The organism is Mycobacterium lehmannii (assembly GCF_002245535.1).
GTDB lineage: Bacteria > Actinomycetota > Actinomycetes > Mycobacteriales > Mycobacteriaceae > Mycobacterium > Mycobacterium lehmannii.
The window spans coordinates 60,090-79,519 of sequence record NZ_NKCN01000006.1; the positions used below are offsets into that span (position 1 = coordinate 60,090).

At 66.9% G+C, this 19,430-nt stretch carries 20 protein-coding genes and 1 tRNA gene; 11 read left to right on the forward strand and 10 right to left on the reverse strand.

What is annotated here, in order from left to right:
* The first annotated feature begins 25 nt into the window (after positions 1–25).
* Genes CEX87_RS09145 through CEX87_RS09155 form a run of 3 tightly spaced genes read left to right on the forward strand, consistent with a single transcriptional unit; the run spans position 26 to position 3,366 of the window.
* Complete coding sequence (locus tag CEX87_RS09145) at positions 26–1,201, forward strand: NAD(P)/FAD-dependent oxidoreductase (protein ID WP_094286820.1); 1,176 nt, start codon at positions 26–28, stop codon at positions 1,199–1,201.
* Positions 1,198–2,100, forward strand: coding sequence for an RNA polymerase sigma-70 factor (locus tag CEX87_RS09150; protein ID WP_064419040.1), 903 nt, complete (start codon positions 1,198–1,200; stop codon positions 2,098–2,100). The genes CEX87_RS09145 and CEX87_RS09150 overlap by 4 nt, the downstream gene beginning before the upstream one ends.
* 12 nt (positions 2,101–2,112) lie before the next feature.
* Positions 2,113–3,366, forward strand: coding sequence for an aminodeoxychorismate synthase component I (locus CEX87_RS09155; protein WP_094286822.1), 1,254 nt, complete (start codon positions 2,113–2,115; stop codon positions 3,364–3,366).
* On the opposite strand, the gene rsmI is transcribed toward CEX87_RS09155, so the two are convergent.
* Positions 3,322–4,158: a 16S rRNA (cytidine(1402)-2'-O)-methyltransferase gene (gene rsmI / locus CEX87_RS09160; protein ID WP_064426377.1), complete on the reverse strand. Its 837-nt coding sequence runs from the start codon at positions 4,156–4,158 to the stop codon at positions 3,322–3,324. The genes CEX87_RS09155 and rsmI overlap by 45 nt on opposite strands.
* Positions 4,159–4,181: 23 nt before the next feature.
* Between rsmI and CEX87_RS09165 the strand changes: the two genes are divergently transcribed.
* Both CEX87_RS09165 and CEX87_RS09170 read left to right on the forward strand, forming a co-directional pair.
* Positions 4,182–5,723, forward strand: a complete 1,542-nt coding sequence (locus CEX87_RS09165; RefSeq protein WP_094286824.1) for a dolichyl-phosphate-mannose--protein mannosyltransferase — start codon at positions 4,182–4,184, stop codon at positions 5,721–5,723.
* A gap of 154 nt (positions 5,724–5,877) precedes the next feature.
* Positions 5,878–6,741 carry a type IV toxin-antitoxin system AbiEi family antitoxin gene (locus CEX87_RS09170; protein WP_064426379.1) on the forward strand — a complete coding sequence of 288 codons (864 nt, stop codon included), beginning with the start codon at positions 5,878–5,880 and terminating at the stop codon, positions 6,739–6,741.
* A gap of 49 nt (positions 6,742–6,790) precedes the next feature.
* Here CEX87_RS09170 and arcA read toward each other — a convergent pair whose 3' ends face one another.
* Entirely contained in the window at positions 6,791–8,002 is a 1,212-nt protein-coding gene (arcA, locus tag CEX87_RS09175) for an arginine deiminase (RefSeq protein ID WP_094286826.1), read from the reverse strand.
* Between the two features lie 37 nt (positions 8,003–8,039).
* Here arcA and soxR point away from each other — a divergent pair, with 37 nt between their 5' ends.
* Both soxR and CEX87_RS09185 read left to right on the forward strand, forming a co-directional pair.
* A complete protein-coding gene (gene soxR, locus CEX87_RS09180; RefSeq protein ID WP_064399538.1) occupies positions 8,040–8,474 on the forward strand; it encodes a redox-sensitive transcriptional activator SoxR in 435 nt (144 codons plus the stop codon).
* A gap of 33 nt (positions 8,475–8,507) precedes the next feature.
* Positions 8,508–9,104, forward strand: a complete 597-nt coding sequence (locus tag CEX87_RS09185) for an alpha-ketoglutarate-dependent dioxygenase AlkB (protein WP_064399537.1) — start codon at positions 8,508–8,510, stop codon at positions 9,102–9,104.
* Here the strand turns inward: CEX87_RS09185 and CEX87_RS09190 are convergent.
* The gene (locus CEX87_RS09190) at positions 9,101–9,763 is read right to left on the reverse strand and encodes a DUF5642 family protein (RefSeq protein WP_094286828.1); all 663 of its coding nucleotides are present in this window, start codon (positions 9,761–9,763) and stop codon (positions 9,101–9,103) included. The genes CEX87_RS09185 and CEX87_RS09190 overlap by 4 nt on opposite strands.
* A 29-nt stretch (positions 9,764–9,792) precedes the next feature.
* A complete protein-coding gene (locus tag CEX87_RS09195; RefSeq protein ID WP_094286830.1) occupies positions 9,793–10,485 on the reverse strand; it encodes a DUF5642 family protein in 693 nt (230 codons plus the stop codon).
* Positions 10,486–10,509: 24 nt separating this feature from the next.
* On the opposite strand from CEX87_RS09195, the gene CEX87_RS09200 reads away from it, so the two are divergent.
* Positions 10,510–10,821 carry a hypothetical protein gene (locus tag CEX87_RS09200; RefSeq protein WP_064399535.1) on the forward strand — a complete coding sequence of 104 codons (312 nt, stop codon included), beginning with the start codon at positions 10,510–10,512 and terminating at the stop codon, positions 10,819–10,821.
* A 4-nt stretch (positions 10,822–10,825) separates the two neighbouring features.
* Here the strand turns inward: CEX87_RS09200 and CEX87_RS09205 are convergent, their stop codons facing one another.
* A complete protein-coding gene (locus CEX87_RS09205) occupies positions 10,826–12,613 on the reverse strand; it encodes a PE-PPE domain-containing protein (protein WP_233151322.1) in 1,788 nt (595 codons plus the stop codon).
* A 188-nt stretch (positions 12,614–12,801) separates the two neighbouring features.
* On the opposite strand from CEX87_RS09205, the gene lpqN reads away from it, so the two are divergent.
* Positions 12,802–13,506, forward strand: coding sequence for an envelope biogenesis lipoprotein LpqN (gene lpqN, locus CEX87_RS09210; protein ID WP_064419032.1), 705 nt, complete (start codon positions 12,802–12,804; stop codon positions 13,504–13,506).
* A gap of 1 nt (position 13,507) precedes the next feature.
* Here the strand turns inward: lpqN and CEX87_RS09215 are convergent, their stop codons facing one another.
* Together CEX87_RS09215 and CEX87_RS09220 are read right to left on the reverse strand one after the other, a co-directional pair.
* Positions 13,508–14,326 (reverse strand): shikimate 5-dehydrogenase, encoded by an 819-nt coding sequence (locus CEX87_RS09215; protein ID WP_174522796.1) that lies wholly within the window; start codon positions 14,324–14,326, stop codon positions 13,508–13,510.
* Positions 14,326–15,324 (reverse strand): GNAT family N-acetyltransferase, encoded by a 999-nt coding sequence (locus tag CEX87_RS09220; protein ID WP_064426382.1) that lies wholly within the window; start codon positions 15,322–15,324, stop codon positions 14,326–14,328. Before CEX87_RS09220 ends, CEX87_RS09215 begins: the two co-directional genes overlap by 1 nt.
* 353 nt (positions 15,325–15,677) lie before the next feature.
* Between CEX87_RS09220 and CEX87_RS09225 the strand changes: the two genes are divergently transcribed.
* Both CEX87_RS09225 and CEX87_RS09230 read left to right on the forward strand, forming a co-directional pair.
* Complete coding sequence (locus CEX87_RS09225; protein ID WP_064426383.1) at positions 15,678–16,298, forward strand: superoxide dismutase; 621 nt, start codon at positions 15,678–15,680, stop codon at positions 16,296–16,298.
* Positions 16,299–16,352: 54 nt separating this feature from the next.
* Entirely contained in the window at positions 16,353–17,153 is an 801-nt protein-coding gene (locus CEX87_RS09230) for an SDR family oxidoreductase (RefSeq protein WP_094286832.1), read from the forward strand.
* Between the two features lie 252 nt (positions 17,154–17,405).
* On the opposite strand, the gene CEX87_RS09235 is transcribed toward CEX87_RS09230, so the two are convergent.
* The 3 genes from CEX87_RS09235 to CEX87_RS09245 form a co-directional block, all read right to left on the reverse strand.
* Positions 17,406–17,478 (reverse strand) — tRNA-Ala (locus CEX87_RS09235).
* Positions 17,479–17,550: 72 nt separating this feature from the next.
* Positions 17,551–18,555: a divisome protein SepX/GlpR gene (gene sepX, locus CEX87_RS09240; protein WP_094286834.1), complete on the reverse strand. Its 1,005-nt coding sequence runs from the start codon at positions 18,553–18,555 to the stop codon at positions 17,551–17,553.
* Between the two features lie 221 nt (positions 18,556–18,776).
* A complete protein-coding gene (locus CEX87_RS09245; protein ID WP_064399527.1) occupies positions 18,777–19,430 on the reverse strand; it encodes a GNAT family N-acetyltransferase in 654 nt (217 codons plus the stop codon).

The following is a 19,430-nucleotide window of genomic DNA, read 5'->3' on the forward strand; positions in this document are numbered from 1 at the left end:
GCCGGATGACCCGAGGAGATCGAAGATGACCGAGCCCAGCACCCACGTCGTTGTGATCGGCGGCGGTTACGCCGGCGTGATGGCCGCCAATCGCCTCGCCCCGCACGCCCGCGTGACGCTGGTGAACCCGCGTGCCGAGTTCGTCGAACGGATCCGCCTGCACCAGTTGGTCGCCGGCAACGACGACGCTGTCGCCGACTACTCGGCCGTGCTGTCGCCCGCCGTGCAGATCGTCGTCGACGGAGCTTCACGGATCAATGCGGCCGCCCGCACCGTCACGCTGACGTCCGGTGCGTCGTTGCCCTACGACTATCTGGTGTACGCCGTCGGCAGCACGGGCACCGTTCCGGCGGCGGTGCCGGGGGCCGCCGAATTCGCCTACCCCCTCAGTGAATTGGAGCAGGCACAGCGGCTGACCGCGCGGATGGCCGACGTTCGGCAGTCGGCGCCGGTTGTCGTGGTCGGCGGCGGGTTGACCGGGATCGAGACCGCGGCAGAGCTGGCCGAGACGGGTCGCCCCGTCACGCTGGTGACAGATGTCCTCGGGCCTTCGCTGGCGGCCAGCGGGCGCCGATCGGTGGCCAAGCGGTTGGCCAAGTTGGGCGTCGTCGTCGTCGAGGGCAGCGCCGTCGCGGAAGTCACGGGCGACCGGGTCGTGGTGGCCGACGGCCGCGAGGTGCCGAGCGCGGTGACGGTGTGGACCGCCGGATTCGGCGTGCCGGGTCTGGCCGCCGCCAGCGGCCTGGCCACCGACGAGCTCGGACGGCTCCTCACCGACGAAACGCTGACCAGCGTCGACGACGTGCGCATCGTGGGCGCAGGAGATGCGGCTTCACCGTCGGACGTGCCGTGGCGCATGAGCTGCCAGGCCGCCCTTCCGCTCGGCGCGCAAGCCGCCAACACGGTGCTGGCGCGGCTCGCCGGACAGGACCCCGCCACCGTGAACCACGCGATGGCCGGGCAGTGCATCAGCCTGGGCCGCAACGCAGGTACGTTCCAGTTCGCCGACGTCGATGACACCCCACGTCGGTGGTACATCGGCGGTCGCACCGGTGCCCTGGTCAAAGAGCAGGTGTGCCGCTTGACGTTGAAGTGGATCCGCGGCGAGGCCGACAAGCCGGGCTCCTACACCTGGAAGACGAACCCGCGCCGCGAGCACGTGGTGGTGTCGGCACAGAGTGAAAAGTCGGCGATCCGATGAGCGACACGGGTGACGAACACGCCGAACGGTTCACGGTGCTGCGTCCGCTGCTGTTCACGATCGCCTACGAGATCACCGGCAGCGCAACCGAAGCCGACGACGTGCTGCAGGAGAGTTACCTGCGCTGGGCCGAGGTGGACCTCGCCAAGGTGCACGACACCAAGGCCTACCTCGCCCAGCTCGTCACCCGCCAGTCGCTCAACGCGCTGCGCGCACAGTCGCGGAGGCGCGAGGAGTACGTCGGCCCGTGGCTGCCCGAACCGCTGCTGCTCGACGCACATGACCCGTCATCGGATGTCGTTCTCGCCGAGTCGGTCTCGATGGCGATGCTGGTCGTGTTGGAGACCCTGAGCCCGGACGAGCGCGCGGTGTTCGTGTTGCGCGAGGTGTTCGGTTTCGGACACGACGAGATCGCCGAGGCGGTGGGCAAGTCGGCGGCGGCCGTGCGACAGATGGCGCACCGAGCCCGCGAACACGTGCAGTCGCGGCGGAAGCGGTTCGAGCCCGTCGATCCCAAGGTGTCGATGGAGATCACGGAGCGGTTCTTCGCGGCCGCGTCCTCCGGTGACGTCGATGCGCTGCTCGAGATGCTGACCGATGACGTCCAGTGGACCGCCGACTCGGCGGGCAAGGTCAGCGCGGCGCGGCGGCCGGTGGTCGGTGCCGACAAGGTCGCGCGGGTGCTCATCGGGCTGGTGCGGGTGGCGGGCGAGGCCGGCCGGGTGGAACCGGCGATGTACAACAACGCGCCCGCGCTCAAGCTCTACTTGGGCGACCACTTCGAGGGGCTCATCAACCTCGAGATCACCGATGGCCGGATCTCGCACTTCTACGTGATGCGCAACCCGGACAAGTTGACCGGGGTGGAGATCCCGCGGGAAGTCACGCGGAGCATCTGACAAGCTGAGTCGGTGCGCATCGACCTGCTCGGCGACCTCGGCAGCGCCCAAGCGGTTCTGCGCGCCGTCGGATACGCCGCGGCCGATCGCGGGCTGGCGCCACCTGCCGCGCTGATCGGCGAGTGGTTCGGTTCGGGCGCGGTCATCGCCCCGACGGTCGATGTCGCGCCGGTCGACGCGTCGCGTGCCTTCGACATTCCCTGCGGGTCGGGTGATGGCGAGGCGGTCGGGGGCGGCTGGTTCGGTTTTCTGTCGTATCCGGATGCGGCGGCCGACGGTCTCGGTCCGCGGATTCCCGAGGCTGCGGGCGGCTGGTCCGACTGCGTGCTGCGCCAGGACGGCGACGGGCGATGGTGGTTCGAAAGCCTCTCCGACGCAACGCTTCCCGGGTGGGTGGCCGACGCGCTGCGGGTGCCGGTCGAGCCACGGCCGTCGTACGTCGAGTGGGGCGAAGCCGATCGCGGTGCGCATCGCCGGGGGATGCTGGACTGCCTCGACGCGATCGCCGCCGGGGAGGTCTACCAGGCGTGCGTGTGCACGCAGTTCCGCGGCCGACTGGAGGGCTCGCCGCTCGACTTCTTCGCCGACGCCGTGCACCGCACGTCGCCCGCGCGTGCCGCGTACCTCGCGGGGACCTGGGGGGCGGTGGCGTCGTTGTCGCCGGAACTGTTCCTGCGCAGGCGCGGTGAGCACATCGCGTCGAGCCCGATCAAGGGCACACTGCCGCGTTCGGCCGATCCGGACGCGCTGCGCGGCTCGGTCAAGGATGTCGCCGAGAACATCATGATCGTCGACCTCGTGCGCAACGACCTGGGCCGCGTCGCCGATGTCGGCACCGTCACGGTCCCCGAGCTGCTGGTCGTGCAACCGGCGCCCGGGGTGTGGCATCTGGTGTCGACGGTGTCCGCGCGCGTGCCCGTCGACGTGCCGATGTCGACAGTGCTCGACGCGATGTTCCCACCGGCGTCGGTGACCGGGACACCCAAGACCCGGGCGCGCCAACTGCTCGAGCAGTGGGAACCGGTCAGGCGGGGAATCTATTGCGGCACAGTCGGGCTGGCGTCTCCGGTGGCAGGGTGCGAACTCAACGTGGCGATCCGGACAGTGGAGTTCGACGCGGCAGGTAATGCGGTGCTCGGCGTCGGCGGCGGTATCACCGCGGACTCGGATCCGGACCGCGAGTGGGAGGAGTGCCTGCACAAGGCGGCACCGATCATCGCATCACGTACGCGACCGCAGCACCGCGTCGTAGAGCTCACGACGTGACGGCGAGCCCGGGTTCGCCGCGACCACGTCGGCGCAGGCGTCCTTGACCCGCGCGCCGTCGTCGACCAACTTGTGGACCGCGGCCACCAGGGTCTCGAGGTCCGCTTTCGGGACGGCGCCGGCCAGCACGACGGTGATCTCGCCGAGCACCCCGTCGGCGGCCCAGTCGGAGAGCTCCTCAAGCCGGCCCCGGACGATCTCCTCGTGCGTCTTGGTCAGCTCCCGGCACACCACGGCGCGGCGGTCCGGCCCGAGCACCTCGACTGCGTCGGCGAGCGTGCCGGCCAGCCGGCGGGGCGACTCGAAGAACACACAGGTGCGCTGCTCGGTCGCCAACGTCATCAGCCACGTCTTGCGGGCGGTCTGCTTGCGGGGTGCAAACCCCTCGAAGCAGAACCTCTCGGCCGGTAGCCCCGAGACCGCCAGCGCCGTCGTCACCGCCGACGGGCCCGGCAGGCAGGTGACCGGCAGCCCTGCCTCGATGCACGCCGTGACCAGGCGATAGCCGGGGTCGCTGATCAACGGCATCCCGGCGTCGCTGACCATCAGCACCGTCGCGCCTGCCCGTATCCCGTCGAGCAGGCCCGGGATCCGCGACGCCTCGTTCTGGTCGTAGAGGCTGACCACCTTCGCGGTCAGCCTCACCTCCAGCGACTGGGCCAGCGTGCGGACCCGGCGGGTGTCCTCGGCGGCGATGACGTCGGCGCTGCCCAGCGCGCCGACCAGCCGCGCCGAGGCGTCGGAGGGCTGGCCAAGCGGCGTGGCGCCGATGAGCAGTCGTCCGGGGCTCATGCCGACAGCCTACGATCGCTCTCGTGACCGCCCCCGCCACCAAAGCGCCGCGCGCGGTCCCGGTCATCAGCCCAGCGCCGCAGGTGCCCGCCGCGGACTTCGGCCCGGTAGACCGGCTGCAGGGCTGGGTGATGACCGCCGTCATCGGCACGCTGGCCGCGGTGACGCGGTTCCTCAATCTCGGATCGCCGACCGACGCCGGCACCCCGGTCTTCGACGAGAAGCACTACGCGCCGCAGGCCTGGCAGATGCTGCACAACCACGGCGTCGAGGACAACCCGGGCTACGGCCTGGTGGTGCACCCGCCGCTCGGCAAGCAGTTGATCGCGATCGGCGAGGCGCTGTTCGGCTACAACGGGCTGGGCTGGAGGTTTTCCGGCGCCGTGTGCGGCGTGATCGTCGTGGTCCTGGTCGCGCGGATCACGCGACGCATCAGCCGTTCGACGTTGGTGGGTGGCATCGCGGGGCTGCTGGTGATCGCCGACGGGGTCAGCTTCGTCGCCTCGCGGACCGCGCTGCTCGACGGGTTCCTGGTGACGTTTGTGGTGGCCGCGTTCGGCTGCCTGATCGTCGACCGGGACCAGGTGCGCGAGCGCATGCATATCGCGCTGTTGGAGGGCCGCATCGGCGAGACGGTGTGGGGGCCGAGGCTCGGGGTCCGGTGGTGGCGGTTCGGCGCGGGGGTTCTGCTCGGATTGGCCTGCGCCACAAAGTGGTCGGGCGTGTACTTCATCGCGTTCTTCGGCGTCATGACGATGGTCTTCGACATTCTCGCGCGGCGTCAGTACCGCGTCCCGCGACCGTGGCTGGGCGCATTCCGTCGCGATCTGGGACCGTCGCTGTACGCGCTGGTGCTCATCCCGTTCGGGGTGTACCTCGCGTCGTACACGCCGTGGTTCGCCTCGGAGACGGCCATCAACCGCCATGAAGTCGGGCAGTCGATCGGCCCGGACAGCGTGTTGCCGATCCCCGATGCATTGCGCTCACTGTGGCACTACACGCATGCCGCGTACCGGTTTCACTCCGGCTTGACCAACGCCGACGGAAACCATCACCCGTGGGAATCGAAGCCGTGGACATGGCCGATGTCGTTGCGCCCGGTGCTCTATGCCATCGACAACCAGGACGTGCCCGGGTGTGGCGCGCAGTCGTGCGTGAAGGCCGTGATGCTGGTCGGCACGCCCGCGATGTGGTTCCTGGCGGTGCCGGTGCTGGGCTGGGCGGTGTGGCGGGCATTCATCAAGCGCGACTGGCGTTATGGCGTCGCGCTGGTGGGCTACAGCGCGGGCTTCCTGCCGTGGTTCGCCGACATCGACCGCCAGATGTACTTCTTCTATGCGGCGACGATGGCGCCGTTCCTGGTGATGATGATCGCGTTGATTCTCGGCGACATCTTGCACAAGCCGAACCAGAACGCCGAACGCCGAACGCTCGGGCTGATCGCGGTGAGTTGTTATATCGCGTTGGTGTTGACGAACTTCGCGTGGATGTACCCGATCCTGACCGGCATCCCGATATCGCAGAACACCTGGAACATGCAGATCTGGCTGCCGTCCTGGCGTTAGCCGTCGCCGCAGAAGCCACGCTAGTCGGCTCTCGGACACTAGTTGTTTTCGCGAAACACACACGAGGGTCGCAGTCGACGAGTTATCCACAGCCCTGGTGTAGATATCGCGAATCGTGAGTCGACTTGTCAGTGCGCGCACCCAGCATCGGCGCATGGAACGAGCATTTCTCGGCAACGAACTACTTGAGGGCGGTCTCACTCGCAGCCAGCTACGCTGGCGCTACAGGTCTGTTCACCCCCGCGTATACGTGCCACGGGCCGCCTTGCCATCGCTCCAGCTCGAGGCGCACGCGGCTTGGCTCTGGAGCAATCGGCGGGGCATCGTCGCCGGGCGAGCGGCGGCTTCACTTCATGGAGCCCAATGGGTCTCACCCGGAACGGTGATCGACTTGATTGGCCCGCGTGAGCGACTCAGATCAGGTGTGGTCGTTCGGAATGAACGGATCGATTGGGATGAGATCTGCACGATCGGTGAACTCGCAGTCACCACACCGGCTCGCACAGCGCTGGATCTGGCTCGACACCTGCACCGCGACTTAGCCGTAAGGCACCTCGACGCATTAGCGGCGGCGACCGGCGTGAAGGTGGACGACGTAGCGCCGCTCGTAGAGCGGTATCGCGGTTGGCGGGGGATGAAGCGCGCTCGCATCGCACTGGACCTGATGGACGGCGGGGCTCAGTCGCCGAAGGAGACGTGGCTGCGCCTCCTCGTCCTGGACGCAGGGTATCCACGGCCTCGCACACAGATCCGAGTGTGCGACGGTGCCGCCGAGGCTTTCCTCGACATGGGTTGGGACGAGCCGATGATCGCGTTGGACTATGACGGTGAGCAGCATCAGACCGACCGACCTCGATTCGTTCATGACATCGGACGCAACGCGATGGTCGAGAGTCAGGGTTGGCTCGACATCCATGTGGTCAAGGAGCACAGCCGCGGCTTCACGCTGCACCGGCTACGGGAAGCCGCTGAGCGTCGCGGATGGTCTCCGCTCGCGAGGCGTACACCAGGGTCGTGAGAGACGGCAAGCTGACGGCCCTGGTGTACGTCTCGCGAAACTGCAGGTGCTACAGCGGGTCGCGGCCGGCCGGGCACGACATACACCGCGGGCCGCCGCGGCCGGTGCCCAGTTCGGAGGCCTGGATCGGCAGCACCTCGATACCGGCATCCGCCAACCGAGCATTGGTTTCGACGTTGCGCTCGTAGGCGACCACCACACCCGGCGCGAGCGCCAACGTGTTGTTGCCGTCGTCCCACTGCTCACGCTCGGCCGTCACCGGATCCAACCCCGTGGCGATGACGCGTAACCGGTCGATACCCATCGCCGTCGCGGCGGCGTCGATGAACGGCACCTCGTCGTCGATACGCACTCCGCCGTTCCCGTCACGATGAATCGTGAACGCCGACAACGAGTCCACGACCGGTGGGTACATCACCACCGCGTCGACGTCGACCATCGTGCACACCGTGTCGAGATGCATCTGCGCTCGCGACTGCGCGATCGGCACCGCGAGCACGGTGTAGGCCAGGTCGTCGTCGAACAGGCTGCGCGCCAACGCTTCCGCCCCCGCCGGCGTGGTCCGCTCCCCCACCCCGACCGCCACCACACCAGGCGCGAGCAGCAGCACGTCTCCGCCCTCGACCGGCGCCGACCGCGACTCATAGGCCCGCCGAACACCGAGGAATCGCGGGTGATGCGCGTAAATCACGTCGGTCAGCGAGGTCTCGCGCACCCGCGCCGGCAGCGCCAGCGACGTGATCGCCACTCTCGGGCCGATCCAGAACGACGAGTCGCGAGTGAACAACAGATTCGGCAGCGGATCGATGACGAAGTCACCCCCGTGATGCATCCGCCGAACCAGCGACAGCTCCGCACCCGAGAGCGGCAACTCGTTGAACGTCATACCCGCCATCAGCACATGGGCCAGCGGTGCGGGCTCCAGCGCGCGAAGGTACGCCGAAAGTTCCTGCGCCAGCGGCAGACCCAGCCGTCGTGGATCGACCGCCGCAGCGATCCCGTGCATCCGCGCCGCGCCACTGTGCGACAACGCCTCGGTCAGCAGATCGGCCAGCAGCATCACCTCGACGCCCCGCTCGACCAACAACGCGGCGAACGCGTCGTGTTCGGCCTGAGCCCTGGCCACCCACGGCAACCCGTCGAACAACAGCGCATCGTTGTTGCGCGGCGTCAACCGCTGCAACTCGGCGCCGGGCCGGTGCAGGATGGCCGCAGTCAGCCGACCCACCTCGGAGTCGCAGCCCAACGTCACATCTAGCACCGTAACCCGCAACCCCACCTCAACTATGGTTGATGTTATGGAGTTGATTCACGAGCTGACTCCCGGCGAGATGTCCGCTCGCAGCGGTGTCGCGGTTTCGGCACTGCACTTCTACGAGCGCGAAGGCCTCATCCACAGCAGACGCACCTCGGGAAACCAGCGCCGCTATGCCCGAGAGACGTTGCGCCGGGTCGCGTTCATCCGGATGTCGCAGCGGCTCGGAATCCCCTTGTCCCGCATACGAGAAGCACTGGCCACCCTGCCCGACGACAGGGTGCCCACGAGTAAGGACTGGGCCAGGCTGTCGGCGGGCTGGCGCCAAGACCTCGACGACCGCATCCTGCACCTGCAACGCCTGCGCGACAATCTGACCGGCTGCATCGGCTGTGGCTGCCTGAGCCTGAAGACCTGCGCGTTGACCAACCCCGGAGACGTCCTTGCCGAACAGGGACCTGGCGCGGTGCGGCTCTGATGCATCGAACGCTTGTGCGATAGAATCGCGGCCATGGAGCTGGCGCTGCAGAGCTCGCTGTTCGAGCACGCCGAACGCCGCCATCTCGGCAACGGCGCCTGGATCGACTTTCGATCCGGGTGGTTGGACGATGCCGACTCGCTGTTCACCGAGCTCTCCGAGGTCATCCCGTGGCGTGCGGAGAGCCGGCCGATGTACGACCGCGTCGTCGACGTCCCGCGCCTGGTCAGCTTTCACAACCTGGTCGATGACCGGCCGCCGCATCCACGGCTCAAACAACTTCGTCGTCGCCTCAACGACACCTACGCGGGTGAACTCGGCGAGCCGTTCACCACCGCGGGGCTGTGCCTGTACCGCGACGGCAACGACAGCGTGGCCTGGCACGGCGACACCGTCGGTCGCAGCAGCACCGAAGACACCATGGTCGCGATCATCGGGCTGGGCGCGACCAGAACGTTCGCGCTGCGGCCACGCGGCGGGGGCAAGTCGCTACGGCTGCAGCATGCGCACGGCGACCTGCTCGTGATGGGCGGGTCGTGTCAGCGCACGTGGGAGCACGCCATCCCCAAGACGACGCGCCCCGTGGGCGTCCGGATCAGCATCCAGTTCCGTCCGCACGACGTGCGCTAGGCCCTGACCGCTTTCACCGCCGTGACCAACAGGTCGCGAGCGCGCTGCGTGTCGACCTTCGCGACGGGTTTGTCGGGCAGTACCAACGGGTTCGCGGTGACGATCACCAGGAACGGTCCGAAGCTGGCGAGGTAGTTGTAGAGCTCGCCGGTGCGCGGCTTGCCGTCCACCGTCGTCTGCACCACGCGGTGGGTTCCCAGCGTCTGCGCACCCTCGATCTGGGGCGCCTCGACGACCTCGACCAGCCCGCGCATCGCGCCACCCGCGAACCCGACCTTGCGACAGTTCTCGGCCGGCGCATTGACCGACGCGGTTTCGGACGTCTCGACGGCGATCGTGATGAACCGGTTGCCGTCGCCCTCAGCCGTCGTCGCCGCCATATTGCCCTTGGCGCCCGCCGGAACCATCTGCTGATTGGCGAACGACGCACAGTCGGCTGGCTCGAACTTCACGCCCTCGGGCAGTTCCTGGCGTGCCAACAACCGCGGATCGATACCGGTCGGCCCGACGTCGGTGACCTTGAAGTCGGGTCCGAAGCTGGTCCGAACATCCTTGACGCGCCCGATGTCAGCGCGCGACAGGTCGTCGCTCGGTGGGGCGTTCCCACACGCGGTCAGCGCAGCGGCGCACGCCACCGCGACCATGGCCCTCTTCGACATCGCCGCACAATGTACCGGGCAACGACGGCTCAGCCCCGTAACGCGGACACCGTTTCGGTCATCAGATGGGCGGCGAAATCCGAACCGAGTTGTGGATTGGGCGAACCGGGGTCGGTGACGACGGCGACGAAGGCGACATGGTCACCCAGGTAAGCCGTGACGGTTTCAGCGCGCGACAGGGTTTCGGTGCCGCCTTCCACGACGGTTCTGCTCGACGTCGCCATCGCGATCGTCGACGCCCCGTCGATGGCCGGGGCGGGTTCGAGGGTGACGGTGCCCGTCGTGCGTCCGCCCGCAATGGACCAGCGCGCGCACTCGTCGATCACCGCCGGGTCGAGCTCTCCCGGTGCGGCGGCGACGACGGCGTACACGATGCCGCCAGGCCCCGACGCGGACCAGCCGTCGGTGCGGGTTGCCCCCGCGGCGGGGTCGGCCAATGCGGCACATCGCTCGGGGTCGGTGGTCCACTGCGCACCGTATCCCCACGCGGTGATCGGGCCGACGGCGCCGACGAGGTCGGTCACCTCGTATCCGGCCGGCAGCGCAGTGCGCGCGCGATCGATTCTCGCCGGGTTGACTTGTGCGGGCTCCTCGGACGACGACTGGTCGGCAGGAGACGAACCGGGATCGGTTCCGCACGCGCCCACGCAGATCATCAGCACCGCCGCGGCCGCGACGATGCAACGATCCGCGGCCCTTCGGCGATCAACAAGTGGGGACATCGACCCTCATGATTGGAGGCTGTCATGGGTGCTCTTCGGAGTGTGGCAGCAACAGCAGCGGCGGCGGGCGCCATTGTGGTGCCCGCGGGTCTTGCGGCCGCACAACCGGTGCAACCGGGTGACGCGCCGCGCACGATCGCCGAGTTGGAGGACCAGGGCTACGACGTCGTCATCGATCGGGTCGGCAGTGGCCCGATCAACGAGTGCATCGTCACCAGTGTGCGCAACCCACAAGAAGTCACCCAGACGTTCGCGGTCGGCAAGGGTGAAGACCGCGAGTTCATCACGGTCGTGGTGAGCAGATCGATCACCGTCTCGCTCAACTGCTCCCGCTGACACGTCAGGCAGCGGCGTCCTTTGCGTCGGACTCGCCGCCCGTCTCACCGCCGGCAGGCGTGCTGTCCTTGGGCTCTGAAACCGTCTCAGTGCTGCTGGCCTCGTTGCGATCCGGCCGACTCGCGGGCGAGGGGCCCAGCCGCACCGGTTTGTCGAACGAGATCGGTCCGCGCAGCTTCGGCAACTTGGGCAGCTTCGGCAGCTTGGGAAGCGCAGGCTTGAACCCCACCCTGGGCGTCTTGCCGGTGACGGCACCGTTTCCGGTCGTCTCGGCGCTCGTACTGTCGACGCCCTCCTGGACCATTACTTGCTCGCGGAGGTTCGTCGTCGCACCTTCGTCGCCGGTCGGTGGCGGGTTCTCGACAACCTGAATCGTCGTGTCTTGAACCAGAGGAGCCTGGCCGAGTTGGTCACCCGAGGGTCCGGTGTCACCGGCGACGGGCGTTAGGCCGTCGGCGACGACGGTCTGCTCGCTTCCGTTGGCGTCTCCCGCGTGCGCCCACGACATCCTCGTCACGGTGTTGTCTTCGACCGTCGTCGCGGTGCTGTCTTCTGCTGGGTGCGTGGGCAATTCGGGTCCGCCGACACCGAAGGGGCTGGTTGTCTCCTCGGTGCCCAGCGGGCGGTCCCCGGAGACCTCCTCGATCGCGTCGTCGAGGCCCGTCGGGATGGATTTCACCAGATTGATCGCCGTGGCGATCGGGTTCCGGAACGGCAGCAGACCCACCTTCGTCGCGACACCCGGGTTCACGTCGCGGGCATAGGCTCCCTCGATCAGCACCCGAAGCGGTGCATCCAGCGCCGTCAGGATCGGCGACGGCACAAATGCTTCGAATGGCATCAGGATCGGCAGCCGTTCGGCCGGATACAGGTAGTAGTCGGTGTCGCCGTAAGAGCCTTGATAAACGGCATCGTCGAAGTTCTCGTTCTGCAGATCGCCGTGCAGATAGTAATAACTGGCCAGTGAGTTGGCGATGGCCAACACGTTGGTGAGGCTGGCGGGTGCGTCGCCTCCGAGAAGGTCGTACTGTGCCGCGGCGTCGACCGACGGCATACAGGGACCCTGATCGCAACTGTCCGTAGGTGTTGAGCCGTAGAAGGTGATGCCGATGATCGGGATCGTGAGGCCTTCCGGGCCGCGCGCAAGGATGCCGCCGTTGGGGCGCATCGGATTGGCCAGCAAAAAGAACGAGGTCTCGGGCGCCGCGTCCCCGGGATTCTCCGGATCTCTCGGATCAGCAATCAGTTCCCTTTTGACCAGCGAAGCCACCACCGCACTCTGCGAATAGCCGAAAATGACGTAATCCTCATACGCGGACGGGCCCGCGGCCACCGGTTCTTCGGAGTCGACGTCGTAACTCGCCTCTTCGTTGTAAACGCAGGCCGAGTTCCCGCGAACACACCCCTCCAGGCTCTCCACGCCTTCGGCGACCGAAGCGTCGAAGGTCTGGCTGCCGAACACCGGGAAGAACGCCGCGGGGTAGACGACCGCGTAGACATCACCGTCGACCTCGTCGATAGGCGGGATGTCGGGACTGATCGTTTCCGTGCCCGAGGCCGGGTTGATGAATCCCAGGACAGCGTTGCTCAAGTACTGGCTGATGTAGGCGGGGTCATCCGGGGGCGAGGTCAACGGGTGTTCAGTCCCGCCCATGATCAAAGCGCTCGCCGCCAGCTGAACCGCCGTTGCGGTCGTCCACGCCACCGCCACGGCGATCGCTGCGAATACCGCCAGAACCATCGCCCCCAGCGAACGCAGTGTCGTCTTCAGTCGAGCACCCTGCCCCCGCATCGCGTCTCCCTTTCACCCCTCGCCGCTGCTACGCAGACACCTCGTCACAGCTAACCACGCGGAGACGCCGTAGCAAAATATTGTTCCGAACGGCAACATTGGTGTAACCGCTGTTACGCGCGTTTTCCACTGCAAATGCCGAACGGCGGCCGTAGGCTACGGCGCAGACCGAACCGATGGAGGAGCAAATGGGCACGTCTATGAGAGCCGGCGTCATCGCGGTCGCGGCCGTGGCACTCGGCCTTGGCCTTGCCGGCTGCAGCTCTGACACCGAGGGCGAGGCGACGTCCGAGACGACGACCTCGGAGGAAGCGACCACATCGGAAACCAGTGCCTCACCCGCACCCACCACGTCTCCTCAAGCCCAAGGCGCCAATTACACGATCGTCGACTACATCCGCGAGAACGACATCACGGAGACCCCCGTCAAGCGCGGCGACCCCGCTTCGCCGACCATCGATTTGCCGATTCCGCCCGGCTGGAGCGACGCCGGACCACGCAAACCTCAATGGGCTTATGCCGCAATAGTTTCCGATGACCCGGCCATGGCACAAGACCCCCCGACCATCATCGCACTGGTGTCGAAGCTGACCGGCAACGTCGACCCGGCGAAGATCCTCGAGTTCGCGCCCGGCGAGATCATGAACCTACCCGGATACGAAGGCGCACAGGAAGGCTCGCCGTCCACGCTCTCCGATTTCGATGCGGTGCAGATCGGCGGCACATATACCAAAGACGGTGTCCTGCGGGCGATCGCCCAGAAGACCGTCGTTATCCCCGGCCAAGACGGGCTGTATGTCCTGCAGCTCAACGCCGACGGTCGAGAGGACCAGATGATGGCCCTGATGGACGCGACGTCCGTCATCGACGAACAGACCAAGATCACGCCCTGACTCAGGCGCGCGACACCGCCGACGCGGCCATCACCTGATCGGGCGTCGGCCGAACCCCGGTATAACGCTCGAACTGCTCGGCGGCCTGCAGCGCGATCACCTCAGCGCCGGTGATCACGCCGAGGCCCGCCTCGCGCGCGGCTGTGATGAGCGGTGTCTCCGACGGCATCGCGACCACATCGAAGACGGTGTGCGCGTTGGCGATGGTTTCACTGCCGAACGCCGTCCCGTTGGCCTCACGCCCACCGGCCATCCCCACCGGAGTGACGTTGACCAGTACGTCCGCGGTGTGCGCGCCGACCTCGGCGAGGTAGTCGTAGCCGAGCCGGTCGGCCAACGAACGACCGGTTTCAGGATTCCTGGCCACGATGGTGCCGTGGTCGAATCCGGCGTCGCGGAACGCGGTCCCGACCGCACTGGCCATCCCCCCGCTGCCGTAGATGAGCACGGACTGTGCCGGTTGCAAACCGTGTTCGGCGATAAGCCCCTGCACCGCAAGGTAATCGGTGTTCGAGGCGGTGAGCCGACCGTCGTCGTTGACGATTGTGTTGACGGCGCCAATGGAGCGAGCCGACTGCTCGATGTCGTCGACCAGCCCCAGCACATCCTGCTTGAACGGCATCGACACCGAGCAACCGCGGATGCCCAACGCCCGCACTCCCCCGATCGCAGCGGCGATATCCGTTGTGGTGAAAGCCTTGTAGATGAAGTCCAGGCCGAGCAGGTCGTAGAGGTAGTTGTGGAACCGGGTGCCGATGTTGCTCGGCCGACCCGCCAACGAGATGCACAGCCTGGTGTCCTTGGACAGCGGAACGCGCATCAGCCGACCGCCCGCACGACCTGAGTGACCATATCGCCGATCTGCCTGGACAGTTCCGTCGAGAACGGCGGATTGGTCGGGCGCGGCACGTCGATGGTCGTGGTGACCACTCCGAGGTCGTCTCGCTGCCAGTGTGCGCCGTGGCGGGTGAGGATGGTTCGCATGGGATAGTTCTCGGCGAGTACGCGCGCGGTAAAACGTTGTACGCCAAGGCCTTTCGCCGCGATCGCGAGCGCCCCCATGAGAAACGATCCGATACCTTTGTTCTGGTATGCATCGGCGACGGTGAACGCGACCTCGGCGACGGCCGGATCCGCTTCGTCGCGAACGAGCCGCGCATCTGCGACCACCGGTCCGTCGGGACCGTCGGTCATCACCCACACGAAGTGGTGTTCGTAGTCGACCTCGAACAGGTAGCGCATCAACGACCTGCTCGGAACGAGCATCGATTGGAAACGCCGGTACAGCGTCTCGCTGGAGAATTCGACGGGACCCCTTGATGTCCGTTCGTTGTCGCCCGGCAGCACCGGCCGCAAGAACAACTCCGTTTCGTCACGCATGCGGACCGAAACGGGGCTGACGTATGCGGCGAGGCGCTGTCGGGCAGTGCTCAGCAGCCGGTCGAGCATGCCGGGGATCTCGAGCAGGATCGCGAACGCGTCGCGCGCCCCGACCCAACCGCGCACCGGTTCGGTGGCGATCACCGTCGCGGTGCGGGTGGTGTCTCGCAGCAATGCGATCTCGCCGACGATCATGCCCGGCGTCAGTCGCGCGACGGTGTCGTGTCCATCGTCTCCGACGTGCGTGACCTCGGCAGCGCCGGAGCCGATCAACAAGAAGGACAACGCGAGTTCGCCCTGGTGCATGAGCACCTGGCCGGCGGCGGCATTGAGAGGCGTCAGCTGGGCCGCGAGCGGTACGAGATCCTCGGACCGATAGCCACGAAAGATTTCCAGCGCAGTGAGTTCGTCGGCGCGAACGCCGGTCAGGCCGGCCACCTCACGAGGCTACGGGCTGCTCCTCGCCACGAGCAAGGAACCGCGCGAGTCACCCGTCAGCGGCGCCGGTCGCACGGCAATCACCGAATCGATCGACCAGCAAATCGTCGGGGTTGGCGCGGGTCGGCCGCGGCGCTCTGCCACCCGTCGGAAGACAAGTCGCTACATGATGTGCTGCATCGATGCATTCGGCGGCCGCCCGCAACCCCAAGTTAGCACAACATCTGAACACCTAGACAGGTATTGAGGCCGCGCCTAGGCTGGCGCGGAGGCCCTTCTGCGCGACGCCGAAGCCACGTGAAATCCGGGCCAGCGCGGGTACACAGCGTCGACCCCCTTCAGAAAGGAAGTTCATGGCCGAGTACACACTGCCTGATCTTGACTACGACTACGGTGCATTGGAACCGCACATCTCGGGCCAGATCAACGAGATTCATCACAGCAAGCACCACGCCACCTATGTGAAGGGCGTCAACGACGCGATCGCCAAACTCGAAGAGGCCCGCGCCAACGGCGACCACGCCGCGATCTTCCTCAACGAGAAGAACCTCGCGTTCCACCTCGGTGGGCACGTCAACCACACGATCTGGTGGAAGAACCTCTCGCCGAACGGCGGTGACAAGCCGACCGGCGAGTTGGCTGCCGCGATCGACGACCAGTTCGGGTCGTTCGACAAGTTCCAGGCGCAGTTCGCCGCCGCCGCCAACGGCTTGCAGGGCTCCGGGTGGGGTGTGCTCGGCTACGACACCCTGGGTCAGCGGTTGCTCACCTTCCAGCTGTACGACCAGCAGGCCAACGTCCCCCTGGGCATCATCCCCCTGCTGCAGGTCGACATGTGGGAGCACGCGTACTACTTGCAGTACAAGAACGTGAAGGCCGACTACGTCAAGGCGTTCTGGAATGTAGTGAACTGGGAGGACGTCCAGAACCGGTTCGCCGCGGCCACCAGCAAGGCATCCGGGCTCATCTTCTAGTCTCTAGCGGGGCGGCCTCGCGCGCCGCCACGGCGATGATGGAGGCGCTTGTCGATGAGTGACGGTCAGTTCAGCACGCATACAGAGCTTTTCGATCTCACCGGCAAGCGCGCCGTCGTCACCGGTGGCACGAGCGGCATTGGCGTGATGATGAGCCGCGGTCTGCTGCAGGCCGGTGCCAGCGTGGTGATCAGCTCGCGAAAGGCCGACGCCTGCGAAAGGGCGCAGGGAGAATTGTCCCGTTTCGGCCAGGTGCGCGCGATACCTGCGGACCTCTCACGACACGACGAGTGCCTTCGGCTTGCCGACGAGGTGACCGGTGGCGGCGAGCCGGTGCACATCCTCGTCAACAACGCGGGTGCGACCTGGGGCGAGCCACTGGAGAGCTTCCCCGATTCCGGGTGGGACAAAATCCTCGACGTCAACGTCAAGTCGCCGTTCTGGCTCGTTCAGGCGTTCCTGCCCGCGCTTCGTGCCGCAGGCACCGCGGACGATCCGGCCCGGATCATCAACCTCGGCAGCGTCGACGGCATCCGGGTGCCCGAGCTGCCGACGTACTCCTACAGCGCCAGCAAGGCGGCCGTTCATCATCTCACCCGTGTACTCGCCCGCGAACTGGGGCCACAGCACATCACGGTCAATGCCGTTGCGCCAGGGGCGTTCCCGTCGAAGATGATGGCCGCGACCTTGGATGCGTTCGGAGATGAGATCGCAGCGTCGGCGCCGCTGCGACGGATCGGGCGCGACGACGACATGGCCGGGATCGCGGTCTACCTCGCCAGTCGCGCAGGAGCGTTCCTGACCGGGACGATCATCCCCGTCGACGGCGGACTGGCCACGACTGCGAGCAAGTGACTCGAGCGCGACGGGCAGCGAGGCAGAGCTGTCTGCTCAACAAAGAGGTTGACCCCGCTGACCGCCTCGCGGGTGGCACCGGTGCAACCCTCACCGATCGCCACCCACTGCCGCGAACTGTGCCCCACTTCGCAAGTCGGTAAACCGAGCCATAAAACGAAGGTGGGTCGTCACGCCGGCCGCGAGATTCCGGTGATCCCGGTGCAATCATCGGGCGGCGGAAAACCTCGACTCTGACCTGATCAAACTCTGTGGAGCTAAGGGGAATCGAACCCCTGACCTACTCGATGCGAACGAGTCGCGCTACCAACTGCGCCATAGCCCCTGATACCGGTAGCAGGCTACCAGTCACCGGACGGCCGCCGAAAATCGACGGCCCCGATGTTCTGCGGCGGCCTTACTGCCCCGCCGCCCGCGGCAGGTCGAAGTGCCGCGCAAACGGCGCGTAGTCCAGATGCTCGAAGATCGGATCCTCGTCGTCGATCTCCAGCACCACCGAACCCGGCCGCCGCAAGCGCGCAGGCACCACGTCGAACTCGCGGTCATCGGTGTTCTCGACGCCCAGCCGCGAGCGAGCGATACGCTGCGCACGCCTGCGACGCAGCCGCTCCTCGATCCGGGTCTGCCGCCGCAGGTAGCCCAGGTACAGCACGGTGAATCCGCTCACCGCGCCGCACAGCCACCACAACGTCGGGCTCAGCGTGAACGCCGCTGCCGCCGTCGTTACCAACAGCACGCCGAGCGCCGTCAACATCCGCTTGCGGAACCGGTACTTGCGCTCGCTGACCGCCGCCGCTGTCTTGGACTCGTGCCTGCGCCGGCGCGCCTCGGACAGCGAGTCGGCCATCCGCAGGTCCGCTTCGGACGGCGCTTCCAAGCCGGACGAGTCGTCGACGGTCTCGTACTCGTCGTCGGCGTCGACGTCCTCGGCTTCCTGCTCTTCGACGGCCGCGTCGTCGACCGCCTCTTCCGCCGGCTCGTCGAATTGCAGTGTCAGCTCTTCTTTTTCGGCTTCCGGACGGTCGGACACCCCGACGGGCAGGGCACCGGAGTCTTCGCCGATGACATCGACGTCGAGGTAGTCGGGTTCCGTCTTCTCCTCGACGGCGACCGCGGCGGCTCGCACCACCGCGCGGCTGCTGACGGGTTCGGCTTCGGGTTCGATCTCCTCGTCGAGGTCTTCTTCGGTGGGGCGCCAGTCCGGATCGCTGGCATGGCCGGCGGCCGGACCGCGTCGTTTCAGAAGCCGCGCATTGCGGCCGCTGTTGAGCACGCGTGTGGACAGCGCGACATCACTGGTCCGGCGCACGGTGTCGCGCTTGCTGATCAGCATCGGCACGAGCACGAAGAGCCAGAGAACGACGAGAGATATCCACAGAAGGGATTGGGGGATGCTTGGCATGTCGCCTGCTCCTTTCCCCTAAAGGCTAGGTCTGTGACCTGCGCATCCGTGGGCGGCGCGCCGAAGCAATTACACACCTGTAATTCGCACAAGACAAGCACCAACAGTCACAAATGTCACATTGGTAACAGCGGAGAGCGTCCGGTTTTCGCGAGACGTACACCAGGGCGGTGTTTCGTCGTCGTTCGCGACCCTGTTGTACGTCTCGCGAAATCACACGACTAAGCCCACTCGGCGCGGCCCTCCCGCACCAGCGTCGCGGCCGCGGATCCGGCGACCTCTTCGATCGTGATGGCCACCAGCAGGTGATCGCGCCAGGCGCCGTCGACATCGAGATACCTGCGCAGCAGCCCTTCCTCCCGAAAGCCGACCTTCGCCAAAACCGCACGGCTAGCAGCGTTTTCCGGGCGCACCGTCGCCTCGACCCGGTGCAGTCCCACTGGACCGAAACAATGGTCGACCCCTAACGCCAAGGCCGCTGTCGCGACGCCGCCGCCGTTCACCGCCTTGGCCACCCAGTACCCGATCCAGGCCGATCGCAGTGCCCCGTACGTGACGTTGCCGATCGTGAGCTGCCCGCAGAACTGGTCGTCCAGTTCGATCACGAAGGGCACCATCCGGCCCTTGCGAGCCTCGGACCGCAGCCCCGAACACACCGAGGGCCATGACGTGATCGCGTGTCGCGTCTCCCAGTCCACACCGGCGGCCGGTTCCCACGGTTCCAAGTGCGCGCGGTCGGCCAGCCTGATGCGGCTCCACTGGGCGCCGTCTCGCAGCCGGACCGGACGCAACCGCACGACGCCGGCGGCCACACGCAGCGGACCCGCGGACATGGGCCAACCCGGGTGTACCGAACTCGACCGCCACAGGTTCAC